This is a genomic window from Streptomyces sp. NPDC026377 (assembly GCF_055567715.1).
The window spans coordinates 1-15,981 of record NZ_JBVHPV010000028.1 but is presented as its reverse complement, the minus strand read 5'-3'; the positions used below and the strand labels follow the sequence as shown (position 1 = coordinate 15,981).

At 70.2% G+C, this 15,981-nt stretch carries 14 protein-coding genes and 1 pseudogene; 4 read left to right on the top strand and 11 right to left on the bottom strand.

All coding sequences use genetic code 11. The features are described from left to right. Window positions 1-54: 54 nt before the first annotated feature. Genes ACZ4MU_RS33535 through ACZ4MU_RS33525 form a run of 3 tightly spaced genes read right to left on the bottom strand, consistent with a single transcriptional unit; the run spans window position 55 to window position 1,675 of the window. The gene (locus tag ACZ4MU_RS33535) at window positions 55-978 is read right to left on the bottom strand and encodes an ImmA/IrrE family metallo-endopeptidase (protein ID WP_467883315.1); all 924 of its coding nucleotides are present in this window, start codon (window positions 976-978) and stop codon (window positions 55-57) included. Then, entirely contained in the window at window positions 975-1,400 is a 426-nt protein-coding gene (locus ACZ4MU_RS33530) for a helix-turn-helix domain-containing protein (RefSeq protein WP_467883314.1), read from the bottom strand. The genes ACZ4MU_RS33535 and ACZ4MU_RS33530 overlap by 4 nt, the downstream gene beginning before the upstream one ends. Further along, complete coding sequence (locus ACZ4MU_RS33525) at window positions 1,397-1,675, bottom strand: acyl carrier protein (RefSeq protein ID WP_467883313.1); 279 nt, start codon at window positions 1,673-1,675, stop codon at window positions 1,397-1,399. The genes ACZ4MU_RS33530 and ACZ4MU_RS33525 overlap by 4 nt, the downstream gene beginning before the upstream one ends. A 103-nt stretch (window positions 1,676-1,778) precedes the next feature. Between ACZ4MU_RS33525 and ACZ4MU_RS33520 the strand changes: the two genes are divergently transcribed. Further along, the gene (locus tag ACZ4MU_RS33520) at window positions 1,779-2,669 is read left to right on the top strand and encodes a MazG nucleotide pyrophosphohydrolase domain-containing protein (RefSeq protein ID WP_467883312.1); all 891 of its coding nucleotides are present in this window, start codon (window positions 1,779-1,781) and stop codon (window positions 2,667-2,669) included. An 825-nt stretch (window positions 2,670-3,494) separates the two neighbouring features. Here the strand turns inward: ACZ4MU_RS33520 and ACZ4MU_RS33515 are convergent. Genes ACZ4MU_RS33515 through ACZ4MU_RS33480 form a run of 8 tightly spaced genes read right to left on the bottom strand, consistent with a single transcriptional unit; the run spans window position 3,495 to window position 14,473 of the window. Beyond that, entirely contained in the window at window positions 3,495-4,196 is a 702-nt protein-coding gene (locus tag ACZ4MU_RS33515; protein WP_467883311.1) for an FHA domain-containing protein, read from the bottom strand. After that, entirely contained in the window at window positions 4,184-4,840 is a 657-nt protein-coding gene (locus ACZ4MU_RS33510; protein WP_467883310.1) for a 4Fe-4S single cluster domain-containing protein, read from the bottom strand. Before ACZ4MU_RS33510 ends, ACZ4MU_RS33515 begins: the two co-directional genes overlap by 13 nt. Window position 4,841: 1 nt before the next feature. Further along, complete coding sequence (locus ACZ4MU_RS33505) at window positions 4,842-6,146, bottom strand: hypothetical protein (protein ID WP_467883309.1); 1,305 nt, start codon at window positions 6,144-6,146, stop codon at window positions 4,842-4,844. Continuing rightward, window positions 6,143-8,431, bottom strand: a complete 2,289-nt coding sequence (locus ACZ4MU_RS33500; protein ID WP_467883308.1) for a serine/threonine-protein kinase — start codon at window positions 8,429-8,431, stop codon at window positions 6,143-6,145. The genes ACZ4MU_RS33505 and ACZ4MU_RS33500 overlap by 4 nt, the downstream gene beginning before the upstream one ends. After that, window positions 8,428-10,338: an AAA family ATPase gene (locus ACZ4MU_RS33495; RefSeq protein ID WP_467883307.1), complete on the bottom strand. Its 1,911-nt coding sequence runs from the start codon at window positions 10,336-10,338 to the stop codon at window positions 8,428-8,430. The genes ACZ4MU_RS33500 and ACZ4MU_RS33495 overlap by 4 nt, the downstream gene beginning before the upstream one ends. Then, a complete protein-coding gene (locus ACZ4MU_RS33490) occupies window positions 10,335-10,559 on the bottom strand; it encodes a hypothetical protein (protein ID WP_467883306.1) in 225 nt (74 codons plus the stop codon). Before ACZ4MU_RS33490 ends, ACZ4MU_RS33495 begins: the two co-directional genes overlap by 4 nt. Continuing rightward, window positions 10,556-11,230 (bottom strand): DUF6338 family protein, encoded by a 675-nt coding sequence (locus ACZ4MU_RS33485; RefSeq protein ID WP_467883305.1) that lies wholly within the window; start codon window positions 11,228-11,230, stop codon window positions 10,556-10,558. Before ACZ4MU_RS33485 ends, ACZ4MU_RS33490 begins: the two co-directional genes overlap by 4 nt. 9 nt (window positions 11,231-11,239) lie before the next feature. After that, entirely contained in the window at window positions 11,240-14,473 is a 3,234-nt protein-coding gene (locus ACZ4MU_RS33480) for a CHAT domain-containing protein (RefSeq protein WP_467883304.1), read from the bottom strand. Window positions 14,474-15,005: 532 nt separating this feature from the next. Between ACZ4MU_RS33480 and ACZ4MU_RS33475 the strand changes: the two are divergent. From ACZ4MU_RS33475 to ACZ4MU_RS33465, 3 genes and pseudogenes are all read left to right on the top strand, one after another. After that, window positions 15,006-15,286 (top strand): annotated as a pseudogene (locus ACZ4MU_RS33475) (transporter); the annotation flags it as partial. 103 nt (window positions 15,287-15,389) lie between these two features. Then, complete coding sequence (locus ACZ4MU_RS33470; protein WP_467883303.1) at window positions 15,390-15,536, top strand: hypothetical protein; 147 nt, start codon at window positions 15,390-15,392, stop codon at window positions 15,534-15,536. Continuing rightward, on the top strand, window positions 15,533-15,913 hold the full coding sequence (locus ACZ4MU_RS33465; protein ID WP_467883302.1) for a DUF6009 family protein: 381 nt from the start codon (window positions 15,533-15,535) through the stop codon (window positions 15,911-15,913). The genes ACZ4MU_RS33470 and ACZ4MU_RS33465 overlap by 4 nt, the downstream gene beginning before the upstream one ends. Window positions 15,914-15,981: the final 68 nt, after the last annotated feature.

Here is a 15,981-nt window from a genome sequence, read left to right as displayed (position 1 = left end):
ACTCCTTGCTCGGCGGGCGGGCGGGCGGGACATGGGCGATGAAGATTGGGCCGTTCAGTTGCGGTAGTGGTCCGAGCCCCGCCGGTCGGGGGCGCGGTGGACGTGCACGCTGAAGGGGGCCGCAGGACCGTCCACGGTGGCGGTCAGGGTGCAGGGGGCGTCCAGTTCCTCCTCGACCCACACCGCCTGGACGGCGGAGGTGGCGCCTTCGGGGTACGGCATCGGGATCTGCCCCGTCGCATCGGGCGGCGTGCCCGTCATGCCGGCGGGCACGTGGTCGAAGCGGCCGCGGGGCAGGCGCAGCAGCAGGCAGTCGCCGGTCTGCACGTGCACGGTGGCCTGGTGCGCGGCGGACTCAAGAACATGTACATGGCCTCCCGTTCCGAGGGGCAGGCCGTCAAGGAGTTCGGCCTTGAGCGTGCCGGGGGAGGGCCTGAGCCAGAGTGCCTCGGTCGCCCGGCTGATCATCTTCAGGCGCACCAGGTGGCGGACGGTGGTGGCGTAGGGAGTGCCCAGCCAGCGGGCCATCCGGTAGACGTCGAGCGGGGATTCGGGCCGCAGCAGGCCGCAGCGCGCCAGCGCGACGTGAGCGGCGGGCCGGGGTATCAAGAACCACGAGGCGAATGCCTCGGCGTCCTTCTCCTCCTGCGCCCACCCCTCGCCCCACCGCCCGGCCGCCGCTTCCTGATGGTCGTAGCTGGTGCCGTGGGCCAGGCGGTGATGGCCCAGTTCGTGTGCGGCGGTGTGCCGCAGGTTCACCTCGCCCAACCCTGCGTTGAGCAGGCAGGCCGGACCACCGTCCACGGTGTCCACGTACAGGCCGAGCAACCCGCCGAGCTGCTTGCCGATGACCTCGACCCGTTCGGCGCGCAGCGCTGCGAAGACGTCGATGTAGCCGTCGTCCCAGCGGACCGCGAGCTGCTCGTGCGCCTGGGCGGCCGCGATCATCGCCGTCCCGTGGGCGTCGTTCCAGCTCACTCAGCCGGTCCCTGCCGTTGCACCTGGGCGGCTTCCTGCTCCTCCGCGTCGCGCTTGGCGTGCAGGTACTGGATGAACTTTGCGACCTCGATGCGGTCGCCCTCGCTCAGCGGCTTGTGCGTACGCGGCAGGCCGGCCATGGCGTGCTCTCCGGCATCGGCCGCCTCGTCCTCGTCGAGGAAGTAGGACACAGATAGCCGGTAGAGGCGGGCGAGCTTCTTGAGCTCCATCACCTCCACCCGGCGCACCCCGCGCTCGATGTCGCTGACCGCCGAGCGCACGATGCCGGTCCGCTCCGCGACCTGCTGCTGGGACAGCCCGAGATACTCCCGCGTGTCCTTCAGCCGTCGGCCCAAATGCGTGCGCTGCGCTGCTTCGACCTCGGGGCCGACGTTGGCATCGGACTCTGCTTTGGCGTTCATTTCCCCTGCTCCCTCGACTGCATCATGTCGTGCACGGTCTCGGCGAACGCCCACACCGAGCGCAGCGAGCGCCCCGCCTCGGCGTCGGCCGGGACGGACACGCCGAACCGCTCCTCGACGCGCGCCAAAATCTCCATCACCAGGACCGAATCGACGGGCAACTCCTGCCCACAAGCGGCCAGTTCCCCATGCACGTCCTCAACGGGCCGCCCCTGGTGGCTGGCCAGCAGGTCGATGACGATGTTGACGATCTCCTGGACGCTCTGCGACGACATTCGCTGCTTTCGGCCCTTCCACTCAACTCCCGGACAGCGAGCCCGAGGTGACCTACTGTAAGGCGTTGTCGGAAAATCCAACAGATCTGTTTGAAGATCCTTCATGGGAGTGTGCGTGCACCTCGCCCGCTATCAGCAAGCAGCCCTCAAAACCCTCCAGTCGCCCGCCGAGGGCACCGACCCGGTTCTCGTCCCCCTCCTGGGGCTCATAGGCGAGGCCGGCTCGGTGGCCACCGCCTACAAGAAACGCTTGCGCGACGGCGCCGACGCCACCCCCTCCAAGCAGCAGCTGCGCGAAGAACTCGGCGACGTCCTGTGGTACGTCGCCGCCGTCGCCCACCGCCTCGACCTCGACCTCGAGGACATCGCGGCCGCCAGCCTGGAGAAGACCAAGGACCGCTGGCGCACCACCCCCGACACTGAACGCCCCCTTTTCGACGCCCACTTCCCACCCCACGAGCAGCTGCCGCGCCGCACCACGGTCACCTTCACTCCCACCCCCCAGTCGGACGGCCGCACCGTCATCGTCGTCACCCGTGAAGACGGCGAGACGGCCGGCAGCCCGCTGACCAGCGCCAGCCACATCGAAGACGACTACCGCTTCCACGACGCCTTCCACCTCGCCCACGCCGCCGTTCTGGGCTGGTCACCCGTCACCCGGTTCCTGCTCGGCCGCAAACGCCGCAGCCGCCCCGGCACCGACGAAGCCGAAGACGGAGGACGCGCCATCGCTATCGAAGAGGGCATCAGCGCCCTCGTCTTCACCTACGCCAGCCGCCACCACTACCTGGAGAACATCCGCCACGTCGACCACGAACTCCTGATCACCATCGACCACATGACTGCCCACCTCGAGGTGAACGTGCTGCGCGCAGCCGACTGGGAAAAGGCCATCACAACTGGTTACGCCGCCTGGCGGCAGCTGCGAAAACACGGCGCAGGCCACCTTGACCTTGACCTCGACGCACAGACGCTGACCTACCGTGAACCGTGATTCACCGCACGGCGGGGAGCGGCTGAGCTGTGGGCGATGATCGAGCCGCTGATGCCGAAGGTAGAGGGGCAGCCGAAGGGCTTCGGTCGGTGGGAACTGCGCGATCTGGTGGGCCCGTATCCTGCTCGGCGCGTCGACATCCCAACGGACGGTTATCGGTTGGTGCAGCGTGATGAGTCCCGTCGCGCTTGGACTCGTGGCATCGTGGCGTTGCCTAGGCAGATGTCAGGGTCGGCCGGTTGCGGCGAGGCAGCCACCGCTCTACGACACCACGAGTCCCAACACCTAGACGGGATCGTCGCCCCCTCCAGCATGGAGTCACCCCCGAGAAGGCTGGTGAAGGCTCCGTGAGGTGTACACGTGCTGAGGGCAGTAGATGACGCCTTTGACGATGCCCACGGAGTACGAAGCGCCGTAGGCAGACCCTCTCGTCCCTGGCGCCGCTGACCAGCGTTGATGAGGCTGTGCCCGTCCCTGACCTGCGCGGATGAGTCTTTCAGCGTCTTTCAGAATCGTGCTGTGTTGCGCGGTGGCTTCTCCCCACCCGCTCCCCAGTGCCGCCGAAACCCCCCAGAAGATTTTCCCCAGCAAGTGCCGTTGCGGCAGGCTGTGGTGGCACGGGAGAACGGCCCGTCGGAGGCGCTGTCTCAGGAGCGCGGCGTGGCCGAACGGGCGTGTATGTTTGAAGCTGTTTCATGGTTCGACCCGCTCTGTCTCCACCTACTTCAGCCCTTCCGTCTCGTCAGCCGGAATCGCAGCGTCGTCGGTTCGAGCGGGGGCTGCCTGGCAGAAGGCACGGATCTCGGCAGCCTGATTCCGAGCGGTTCACCCCGCGGGTACCCGCGGCCCGTCCGAGGGTGGCGGGAACAGCCTGCTCACGATCCCTACCTTCGCTGTGACGTTGGAGGCCAGCCGGATCACGCTGCCGTCGCGGAGCGGCCGGGTCTGGCCGACTGGTACGGGTTCCTCGTCGGTCCAAGTGCCGTTGGCGGAGCGCTCGTCGCGGAGCCAGGCGGCGCCGTCGGTGGTCAGGCCAACGGTGGCGTGCGTGCGGGAGACGTTGTCGAAAGGGGCCAAGCGTGCGGCCGAAGCCGTGTGGCGGGGGTCGCGGCCCAGGACTACCTGCTGTCCGGGTCTGACCACGATCTCTCCGGTGATGAAGCTGAGCCGGAGAAGCGTCGCATCCTGTTCCAGGGTGGTCCGCAGCGCCTCTTCGCGAGGTGCACCGGGGCGGAGTTCCCGCAGACAGGCCATGCAGATCAGATCGGCCTCGGTGACCGGCGCCCTGCAGTGCGGGCACCTGGTCCGCTCCGCGGGCGCGGGTGGGGCGCCGGGGTCTTCGGATGACGCGAGGGGCGGCACGCGAGCGGTGTCGGCGGGGACGGCGTCCGGCGCGTCCCCGGTGGTGGGCCCGGCGGCGACGACACGTACCGCGCCCTCGGTGGTGAGCACGGCCCGGCACTCGGGGCAGACCACTTCGTCATCGCCCACTTCCGTGTCGCAGGCCGTGCAGCTCAGGCTGTCCACGTGGTTCCTTTCCATGTCACGCCCCGGGCCTCGGAGGCGCTCTGCCATCGGGCCAGGTCCGTGCGGTGCGGGATGCCGATGACGCGTATGCCGCCGCCGTCCGTCATCATCTGCAGACGGCGCTCGCCGTACCGGGCGAGTGCCTCGGGGCCGTACCGTTCGCGGCCCAAAGCCGTCAGCGCTACGACCTCCTGGTTGTCGGAACCCCGCAGCGGGCTGCCGGTGTTGCGGCGGGCCACATAAGGGCCGGCGACGACCGCGTCGCACCATGCGAGCGCCGGCTGGTACACGGCCCCGTCCCTCAGCCGAGGCCACCCGTAACCGGAGAAGACCAGCAGGTCACGGGGGGAGCCACCGGGAGAAGTCGATTCGGAGAGGGCCTGGAGGAGTTCGGCGAGCGCACCGGGCTGCTGGAAGGGCTCACCGCCCGAGACCGTGACGCCGTCCAGGGGGCCGGGTAGTCGGCGAATCCAGGCGAGCACGGTCTCGACGTCCACCTCCGTGTCTGGCCGCGGTTCCCAGGTGTCCCGCGACATGCACCCGGGGCAGGCCAGCGTGCATCCCTGGACCCACACACCGGCCCGCACGCCGTGCCCGAGCACGGTGACGGGGTGGTGCAGCCTGCTGATCGCGAGGCCCGTCATCTCACCGCCCCCGCCCCTCGGTCTGCGGGGCGGTCCCGGCGTGCCGCTGTTCCTCGTCGCCGCCGGTCCGCACGGTGCCAGTCACCGGAGTCGGACGGGAGCCCGGGGGGGTGAGCGAGTGGACGTCGACCCGCACGCCCCGCTCGGTCAGTCGGGACCGCAGGTCCTCCAGGGTGCCGCACCACTGCTCCTCGCGCTCCAAGTCCGCGCGCCTGCTGCTCATTCCCTGTGCTCCCCCGGTCCGCACCACGACGGCCCGCAGCTCCCGCTCGGCCCGGTCGAAGACCATGCGGACCTCGTGCTCGCGCCAGGACGCGTGGGAGACGGCGAACGCGCCGTCCTCGACGGTGACGGTGGTGAAGTCCCCGCACAGCTCGTACCCCATGTCCGTCAGCGACTCCAGGAGTACCTGTCGCACGTGGTGCCGTTCTGCGGCGTCGCGGACCGTCTCGGCCCACCTCAGGGCTTCGTCGCGTACGTCCGGTGCGAGCGGACGCTGCGCGCGGACGACCGCCAGCAGCGTCTCCCGCAGCGGAGCGGCCGTCTCGTCCTTTACGTGGTCGAGCACTTGGAGGAAGGCGGCTGCCGCCCGGGCGTCCGCCATCCGCCGGTCGGCGTCGGTGCGGGCGCCGTCGACGCGGGAGCGCAGGTCGTCGAGCCGGTTTCGTGCTTCGGTCGGCGAGGCGGTGGCGCCCACCCGCGCGGCCGCCGCTGTGATCCGTAGCCGTTCGTCGTGCGGGACCGCCGGGGTCAGACGACGCAACGCCCGGGCGGCGGCCTCCCGTTCGGAGCCGATGCGGTCGGACACCGGCACCTGCGCGCTCTCGCGGCGCGCGCGGACGGGACCGGTGGCCGGGCCAGGTGCCGCCCGCGTCGGCCGTTCACCATCCGGGGCTTCCGTCGTCAGCCAGGCCGCCGCGCGCACGGCGTCCTGGTCCAGCAGCAGGCTCTCCGCCGCCGCGAGAGCCCGGTCCGTGGCGGCGGTCCAGTCGCGCAGTTCCTGGATCTGTTGCCGGAAGAGCACCAGCGGCTGGGGTAGGGGGCCCCCGGGTGTGCCGTACGCGGCGAGCGCGGCCCGTGTCACCTCGATCCGGGCGTTGCGGGTGAGTACGTCGGCCACGGCGTCCTCCCACACCGCCTCCGCGCACCGTTCGCGCTCCCAGTGCGCCTGCCGGCGTTCGAGGGCGGAGCCGATGGTGGTCAGGCCCGAGGTGAGAGCGAGCGATACGGCTGCGCCCGCGGCGTATCCCAGGACGGCGCCCACCGCCAGCGGCGCCGCGACGCCGAGCGCGGAGCCCCCGCTCATCGGTGGGTCACCACCCTCGCGTAGGCGGCGGCACGCTGCTGGTCCCACAGGGCCCGCCGGCGCGGTACCGACCGCAGATGGAGGATCAGCAGGATCGCGTATGCGATGGCGGGGAAGATCAACACCGTGCAGAGGAGAGGGAGCATCAGGCAGCCGAATCCTGCGCCCCGGGGCCGGCCTGCGCGGCGGAAGGCGCCGCCGGACTGGCTGAACAGCGTGTATCCGTGCACGTACGGGCCGCCGATGTGCCGGGCGAGGATGACCTCGACGGGGATGTGGACGAGCAGCAGGACCAGTCCGATGACCAGGCTGGCCACCGCTGGCTCCCTGCCGCCGGGGGAGTGGGTACCGATCAGTGCGGCCAGCAACATGATTCCCCCGTAGCCCGCGAAGGGTCCGACGGCGCGGGCAGTGGCCGTCGTCAGAGCCGTGGGTGATGTGCGTTCCGTCTCCATGTACTGCCAACGGGCTGTCTGGTCACGGTGGGCGGCCTGGGCCGCCGCCGTCCGGCGTGCTGTCTGCTCGGCCTCCGCGTAGGCGGCGGGGACAAGCCGTCGCAGTGCGGTGAGGGCCGCAGGTCCGCCGCCGGCCTGTCGACGGGCCTGTCCGAACCAAGGGACGGTGGCGGCGGTCCACGCGGATACCTGGTCGAGGCGCTGCCACATCCGGGTGCCGTCCTCCTCGGCGCCGAGAGCCAGGCACAGAAGGGGCGCCAGGACTGTGCGGGCGTCGGGGGCCACGGAGAGGGCCTGCTGGGCGGTCGGCGGGAGCACTGGCCACAGCCGGGCGAACGTCTCGTCGCTGCGGGCCTGTGTGGTGTGCCATGCCTCGTCGATCCGGCGCAGCTGCGAGGAGTCGGGGTACTCCGCCAGTTCTGTGAGCAGGTTCTGCTGCCACAGGGCCGCGACGAACCGGACGTGATCGTCGTCGGGGCTCTGCGCGGCGGCGGCGTGCCGGGCGATAGTGAGCAGGTTCTCGTGGTCGACGCGCAGCCCGCGGCACATGGCCGGGGTCTGCGGGGCGAGGACGCGCACCAGCCGCACCAGGCGCGCGTCGGGGCCGAGCGCGGGGTCGGTGAGCTGGTGGTCGATCAGGTCCTGGAGTGTCTCGACGTCGTACTCGTCCGGTTCGTCGAACTGCCGGAGCCATCTGCGCAGGGCGCGCCACCCTTCGGAGGGGTGGTGTGCGGGACCCATGTCGGTGAAGTAGGCGTGGGCGGCGGCGTCCCAGACCTCCGGCTCGGCGAGGGCGGTGGTGAGATCCTCCGGTTTCGCGTACCGGACGGAGCGCAGCACCAGGGGCAGTGCCCTCTTGGTGCGCTGCGAGACCTCGGGCGGCGCGGTGTAGCTGACCGGAGGGCTGCCGCCGGCCAGCCAGCTCGCCACCTGGGACGCGCCCCACCGGTCCGCGGGGTCCCGGGTGAGCAGACCCGCGCACAGCATCCGCAGGCGGGGGTCTGTCACTCCGTCGAGGTCGATGCCGCGGAGCATGACGGCGGCGTCGATGGCAGGCTTCACCATGTCCTCGAAGGGCCGATGCCCGAGGACGAGCTCGCGGGCCACCATGCCCAGCGCCCACCAGTCGCGGGCGCGTGACGTCTGGCCGCCGCTGCTCAGCAGCAGCTCGGGTGCCAGGTAGGCGAGGGTGCCGGCCGCGCCCGCCGCCGCCCGGGTCTGGTCCAGTACGCGGCTCACGCCGAAGTCGGTCAGCGCCAGGTCGAGGGGGGCCCGGGACCGGACCAGGACATTCTCGGGTTTGAGGTCCTGGTGGATGATGCCGACGCCGTGCAGCGCGCCGAGGGCCTCAGCGATCTGCCGTACCGTCTCGGTGACCAGTGGTGCCGGGTCTTCGGAGGTCGGGCCCACGAGATCGGCGAGGTTGCCGCCGGGCACGTACTCCATGAGTTCGTAGTCCCGCTGTCCGGTCTCGCCGGTCTCCAGGAACCGCACGATGTGCGGGCTGTTCAGTCGCGGGATCTTGGCCCACACCTCGCGCGACGCCTGGCACCCCGTGCGCCGGTAGATCTTCGCGACTAGGTGCTCGTCGTGTGCGTCGGCGACGAGGAGCAGGTTGGCCTCGGCGCCCTCCGCGTTGACCTCGCCCACCAGGCGGAAGCGGGCCGCCAACTGCTTCGGGAGGACGGTCAGCGTCTCCTCCGGGGGCGGCGTGTCTGGGGTGTCCGGTGACTCCAGTCGGGTCCGGAGTGCCTCTCCCGGGGGCGGTGTCGCCCGTGCGATCCCTTCCAGCCGGGTCTCCAGCGGGTTGGACGGTTCCTCGGCGGTCATCGCAGACTCACCCGCCAGCCCGTCGCCGTGTGAGTGACGTCGCTGATGCACTGCTCGGGCGCCGGTTCGTGGCCCTGCGCGAACAGTTCCCGCGCCAGCGGGTTGATCAGGGCCGTCTCCAGGGTGGAGCCGATGCCGCGACCGCCGAAGGCGATGTCCGCTGTCGCCGCCGCCAGCAGCGTCTCCCGCGCTTCGGGCGCGAGGGTCAACCGCACCTTTCGCTCCTTCTTGACCAAGCCGAGGATGCGCTGGAGCAGCAGGTCAAAGATCTCCGTCGCGGCGGTCCGGCTGATGAAGTTGAAGACGACGATGTTGTCACCCAGCCGGTTGAGCAGCTCCGGCCGGTCCAGTTCCTCGGCGATGTGCCGCCTGACGGCTGAGGAGATCAGAGTGACCAGTTCGTCACGGGTGTTGTCGGGGCTGACGTTCTGCACCTGCGTGCCGCGCTCGTCCAGTACCGACATCCCGAGGTTTGAGGTGAAGACGAGCACTGCCTCCGAGAAGTAGACGGTGGAGCCCGTACTGTCGGTGAGGCGGCCGTCGTCGAGGATCTGGAGGAACTTGTCCAGGATGCGGGGATGTGCCTTCTCGATCTCGTCGAAGAGGATGAGACTGAACGGCCGTTCCCGAACGGAGTTGGTGAGTTCACCTCCCGCGTCGTGCCCGATGTAGCCGGGCGGCGCGCCGATCAGACGGGCCGCCGAGTGCTCCGCGGAGAACTCCGTCATGTCGAAGCGGATGTACGCCCGCTCATCGCCGAAGATGAGTTCGGTCAGCGACTTGGCCAGCTCGGTCTTCCCGACGCCGGTGGGCCCGGCGAAGAACAGCACCCCGCGAGGCCGTGAAGCGTTGGAGGCCGCCTGCGCGCCCGACAGGCCCATGACGGAGCGGATAATGATGTCGACGGACCGCTCGATGGCCTCATCCTGTCCGCGTACGCGTTCCCGGATGCGCTCGGCGGCGGTGGTGAGCCGCTCTCTGAGGAAGGGCTTGCTCCAGGGATTGTCGGAGATGCCGACCCGGTAGCATCGGGCGGCCGCCTCGATGGAGTCGACTGCGCCCTCACGGGTGCGTGCCAGCCGGATGATCTCCATCATGCTGCGCACGGTCAGGGACTCGGTCTGCTCCGCGAACCGGTAGGCGATGTCGTCGGCGGCTCCCCCGAGCATGTGCGCGGCGACTCCCTGGGAGAGCAGCTCGGCCGCCACCTTGCGGTCGCCGAGGTCCGGCAGCGGTATCGCGATCCGCCGTACGGCCATGGTGTCCGCAGTGAACCACGCAGGGAGGTCCCGGTCGTTGTTGGCCACCCACAGCACCGGGTTGTAGCGCGGTGCCGCCCCGCGGTCGCGCAGCGGCTTCGCCGTGTGCGACAGCTTCTCGCAGGCGGTGAAAAAGTAGTGCTCCTCGGGCGAGAGCTGGCGCACGTCGCGCACCAGGCGCGAGGCGTAGTCCACCATGACGGCGGCCCGGGTGGTCCGGCTGCCCGCCACTGCGCGCACCACGTCGAGCAGGGTGTCCAGGCTCAGCGGCCGGCCGTTACCGACCGCGGCCGAGGTCAGCTCCGCGACGCTCTTCGCGGCTTCCTCGTCGTTGCCGGGCAGCACGTGCAGCCCGTCGACGGGGTCGACGACGAGCAGGAACCGGTAGCCCAGTGGCTTCATGAGCCACCACAGGGCCTCCCGGACGTCGGGCAGTTGCCACGATTCGCCGTGCGGGACCAGGTAGTTGTCGCGGATGTTGCCGTACAGCACCAGTTGCGGGTTGGTTAGGAAGCAGGTGCGGGTCTCCCGCAGCCAGGCGGGAACATGGCGGCCGCCGTACTCGTCGGCCGTGGTGTCCACCTCTCCGGCGAGGTCTGCCGGGCGCGTGTCCTTGGCCATGGCGGGCAGATCGGAGCCGGGCGTCATGCGTCCGCCCCCTGCTCCTCGGTGTCCTGGGCCTCGGGGGACGGCACCACCGGATGGTCTGAGATCGTCACCGAGGCCGGCGGCGCCGCCATGTCCGCAGCCGTCTGTCCCGTCGGCATGTACCCCCCGCGCCTGCGTACCTTACGCCGCCGCCGTACGGGCGGCGGCCCGGGCTCGGGCGGCACGCCTGTCACGCCCGTCTCTGCTTCCTTGTCGCTCATCTGCTTCCCCTCGGCTGCTCCCCCTCGACGGACATGACTTCGGCGTAGGCGATCTCCTCCCACCGCATCAGCACGCCGGCCCCACGGAACTTCGGCCGGCCTTCCACCAGACGGATGTGCCCCGATACCGGATCGACTTCCACGGTCTCCGCCAGATAGATGTCCTGGTCGTGCGGAAACCCCGACGCGTAGGAGTGCGGGCCCCGGCGGGCCGGGGCGAAAGCGCCGGCGAACCATCCGTTGTCCCCGCCGCCGGGATCTTTCAGCCGGATGCGCAGCCAGATGCTTTCCTCGTGGGAGAACACCTGGTCCCAGGCGCGTGGGGCGGGCGCCGGGCCGGTCAGCCACCGGGTCCAGGACCGTCGACGCCGGGCCGCGACGCCGACCGCGTGGCCGAGCGCCGCCGGCAGCAGCGCGTAGACGGCGACGACCGGCCACAGCAGCCAGGGCGAGGTGCCCGTCCGGAGCAGTCCGTGCCGGCCCTGCTGCACCAGCCACCACGACAGCGGCGCGAGCGCGAGGTGGAACAGCACCGACACGCCCAGGAAGCGCAGGAGCCGGTCCGACAGGTTCACTCCCCAGGCGCCCGCCTGCTTCTCCAACTCCCATGTGTAAAGGGCCCCGGGCACCACACCGAGCAGGGTGGCGAGCAGCGCTTGGAACGAGTCCATGGCGTCCCCTCAGATCCCCAGGCAGATATAGGCGGCCCAGACCAGCGGGCTGCTGTGGTCCCGCGCACCCGACCACTCGGGGTCGTCAGCGGACATGGAGTCCTCGGAGTCGAAAAAGTCGAGTTCGGGGAAGTCCGTGAGCTTCTGCGCGTTCGTGCTGTCCCGCAGCCACGCCATAGCGCCGGCCACCGCGGCCGGCAGCGTCTTCCCTTCGCCGAGCCAGTACCGATAGGTCAGTGCCGTCTGGGCCGCGGCGGGCGCGTCTTCGAGGGGCCACAGCGACGCGATCACCGCGCCGAAACCCGCTTGCAGGAATCCCGTGGAGAGCCCGACGACCTCTTCGGGGAGGCTCTCGTCCACACTGCCGCTGTCGCACGCCGAGAGGACCGCCAGCCGCGCCGAGAGGGTCGGCATGGCGAACATGTCGCGCACGGTGAGCCGTTCACCGCCGGCGAGGCAGAGCCCTCCGTCGAGCGGACGGTCGGCGTACACCCGGGCATGGCAGGCGAAGTGGCAGATCTCGGCCTCGGCGAGCGCCTGCCGGACCTGCTGCCGGGTTGCCGTCGCACCGTGCAGTTCGCGGACCTGTAGCCGCGACGGCAGGGCGTCCCGGACACGCTGGATCTCGGCCGCGGCTCCCGGCAGGGGAGGCTCGTCGCTCGGGGCGGGGTCGCGTACGGCGAGCAGTCGGCGCACCGGTGCACCCGAGGCCCGGGCGACCGCGACGCTCAGGGTGCGGGCGCTGGGTGCCATGGCCACGGGGAGGTCGTCAATCACGAAGCGACGTCCCGTGGGTGCCCGGGGGTCGGTGCGGGCGGCGGCGTGCAGCGGAAGCATGCCGAGGGGGCCGTCGGGTACCAGGATCGTCGGTGTACCGGTCCCCAGCGCGTGGACCACCGGAGCCATCACGGACTCCCACAGCTCCCCGGTCAGCACGTCCATGCGCCGCTCGGCCTCGTCCAGGTCCTTGAGCGCGACGGCGCCCCGCAGCATCGCCACTGACCGCTGCTCGAAATTGGTGGTTAGCGCGGGCAGTCGGACGGCTCGTGCCGACAGGTCGCTCGTACCGGAGTCCGTGCCCGCGTTTGTACCGCGGTTCGTTCCGGAGGCGGTGGTGGGGACCAGGAGGGCGACTCCGCCCCTGTCGGTCGCCGCCAGGTAGACCAGGGTGCTCTTGCAGACGTCCGCCGTGCCGGTCAGGTCCGCCATCGCCGGCGGCCGCAGGAACGTGCCGAACCCCGGCAGCCTGCGGATGTCGCGGACCACGTCGTCGAGTTCCCGCAGTCGGGCGCGGTACGTCTCGCGGATGCCGTTGACCACGGGTAGGCCCGAGGGCTCGGTGAGCAGCCGCCGTTCGAGCACTGTCAGCTCTTGTGCCGCCCGCCGGAAACGGGAGGACAGGTTGCGGTATTCGCTCGCCAGCAGCCCGAGCAGATCGGGATGCGCGCGCTGCATCACCTCCGCGAGCATCACCGCCCGGCCGGCCTCCAGGGTGGTGGCGGCCGCGGCGATCTCACCCGTCGCCACCAGAGCGAACGCCGTACGGGCCGCCAGTCCTTCGGCCTGCCGCAGGGGTACGGCCTTGTCGTCACGGCCCAGCTGCAGGGTCGCGATGTCGTGCAGCAGCGGCACGGCAGCCCGGCCCGCCTCGGCTACCTCGTCCATCGCACCACGCCGCCACGCCGACTGGGACCACTCCCGCGCCGCGAGGTACACGGCCGCGCGGTCGGAGCCCGCGTGGTCGCGGCAGATCTGTCGGCACAGGTCGCCGGCCTCCCTCTGGTGGGCGGCGAGCCGGGTCGACTCCGCACGCGCCAGCAGGATGTCCGCCAGGCAGCCCAGCGCCCCGGCGCGCAGCGGGGACCCATCCGGGATGCCGTCGACGGCGCGCCGCGCCAGATCGGCCGCCGCCTCCAGCGACGCCGCGTCTCCGGAGGACCGGGCGAGCGCCAGTTGGCAGTAGGCGAGTCGCAGTCTCACGCCGTTTTTGGAGCGATGGTCCAGGCCCGGGTCGTCGAGGGCGCCACGCAGGAGGGGCTCGGCAGCGGTCAAGTCCGCCGCGCGTCGGCCCGGGTCCGTCATGTAGCGCTCCAGAAGCAGCATGCCGCTGAGGGCCGCCGCCCCTGCCCGGTGCTGGATGGACACCTTCTCGTCGTCCATGTCCCGCAGCAGGTCCAGGGCGCGTGTCAGGTCCGAGGAGGCGGCCCCGGCGGATGTGCCCACGTCCGCGCGGCCGGCTCCTCGGCGTGCGTGGTGACGTACCATCAGGGTGAGCGCGAGATTGATGACGAGCGGGGCGCGTCGGACGACATCGTCACCGCACCGATCGATTGCTTTTCGCTGATCGAGAATGGCTTGGTCGACATCTGCCTGCCGCGCGTCGGACATGTATTCGAAAAGCGCGATAGTGGCCTGGATATCGGATCCGATCACCGCACCCGTTCCCACTCGGGAACCCGGCGCGACGCAGTTTCCGGGCGGGGTGCCGGGACGCTTTCCGACTGCGGTGGCACGGGAAAGATCCGATGAATTCCCTTGGTCCGTGTAACGCAGTGTCAGCGCCTGCGCCAGGTGGGCGGCGGCCCAGTCCGCCCGTTCGGGATCCGTGGTGTCCGTGGCGCGTTCGAGGAAGTACTCCAGGACGGTGATGGCCTCGTCGAGTCCGTCCGGGTCGGGCCGCGCCACCTGGTGACGGGTGGCGAGCAGTACCGCACGGTTGGCTCGCAGGGTGTCGCCGTACCCGTGACCCGGCAGGTCCCGCACGGCTCGCTCCAGGAGGGTCAACGCCTCGTCGAGCAGTCGGGCGTCACCGTTGAGGGTGAATAACTCGTACAGACCCTGGGCGAGTTGCCCGGCGGAGGCGGCCCATTCCTGGCTTCCGTACCGCTCTCTGGTGAGGCCGGCCCGCCACAGATCCACCGCGTCGTCGAGGTCTTCGCGCGTGCGGCGGGCCGCTAGCATCATCGCCAGGTTCCCCTGTGCGGTGGTGCGCTCGGGATGGCTGATCGGCAGGAGCCCCAGCACGGTGCGCAGGTGCCCGATCGCCGCGTCCAGATCACGCTGGTCACCCTGGCAGCGGTGACGTGAATACAGAGATATCGCGAGGTTGCTGAGCGCGATGCAACGAGACTGGAGGTCGTTGCCTGCGAGCCGTAAGGCGCGTATATCAGCGACGACCGCGCGGTCTGCTTCGTTGCACGGTACGAAGTTTTCGCGCGCCAAGGTCTCGCCAAAAGTGCGCACGCGGCGCCCCCTCGGAATTCGCACGCCGGAGAATCGGCCGTGCGCAAATTATGATACATACTAATTCATGATCCCGTAACCTAACGACCACTTTCGGGGGTTCGGCATGGCCATGTCCTGCTCGCCGGCGCGGCGGATCTTTTGCTTTGGCCGGCTCGGATGGGTGCGGCTCCCCCGGCAGGATTCGAACCTGCGCTCACGGCTCCGGAGGCCGTGGCACTCCTGGACGTTTCGCAGATCGTCGCGTTATTTGACGCCCCGGCAGTGAGGCGGTCCCGCGCATGTTCCGCGACGTAGAAATCTCCGGAACGTGCGCGTATGTCCAATGTGCCGCATCCCGCGCGTCCCGTGAAGGCCCCGGGTGACGCCTAGAAATATTCGCGCAACTCGGCGCGTTTGTCCTCGGCACTGTAAAGATCAGGAGGGGGACGATGCCGGGGCTGAAGCTGTTCAACGCGAAAGCGAAGTCGCTGAGGTCACGTCGCGTCTTGCTGTGGTCGAGGCGGATGTGCAGGGCCTCGTCGAGGCGCACATGGAAACCATGCTCGGCGTCAGGTTCCTTGCCAGCGAGTACGTCATCGACTGTGTCGACGGTGGACGGATCGTACTCGCTGGGCCTCGACGAGAACGGGGCGCCTGTGATCGTCGAGTACAAACGCGGCACCGATTCCGGTGTGATCGATCAGGGCCTCTACTACATGTCCTGGTTCACGGATCACAAAGACGCTTTCTGTCCGCGACCGGCTCGGGGTGCCGGCCGCTTCCCAGATCCTGTGGAGCGCGCCCCGGCTGATCTGTGTGGCCGGCGACTTCAAAACCCGATGAGGACGTCGTCGACGGTCTGGGCCAGCTCAGCCATCGCACTGCCTGGCAGCCGGGCCGAGGCCGCTCCGGCCCACGACCGACGGGAGCGGGCATGGCTGACCCGCACGCCCTGCCCACCCGCCCCGCGCGCACGTACGATGAAAGCCGCGCCGTACCATCCGCCTACCAGAGCGACCAGGCCGCCATGACGGCGCTCACCAGCCACAACGACAGGGACGAGAAGGGGCCGCAGGAATGAGCTCGCTACTGCAAGAGAGCGAACTGGCCCACGAGGACAACGTCGTCTGGCTTGAGGACACTGACCGCCTCGACTACGTCCGCCAGGCCCTGGAGAAAATCACCCGCCGCCGCGGCAAGCCCCGCTACGCCCGTGACGGCCGCATGGTCGGCTACAGCGAACTCGCCCCCGATGCCGAAGCGGACCCCGACAGCGGTTTGCAGCTGCGCCGCGTCTTCTTCCTCCTTCCGCACGACCGCGACAGCGACCCCGAGGGCGTCTACGAGCAAGGCGCCCCGGGTGAAGCGGTCGACCCTCGCGCCATCGAACCCCGCTGGGTGGGGGAGAAGACGCCGCGCTCCCAGCGCGGCGCCGCGGCGATAGCCTCCAGCCGGTGACGTAGTGAGAGGCAAGCGAGCAAGCAGGAAGCGGCCGCCCTTCGGCATGCCGAAGCGTCTGATGGTGC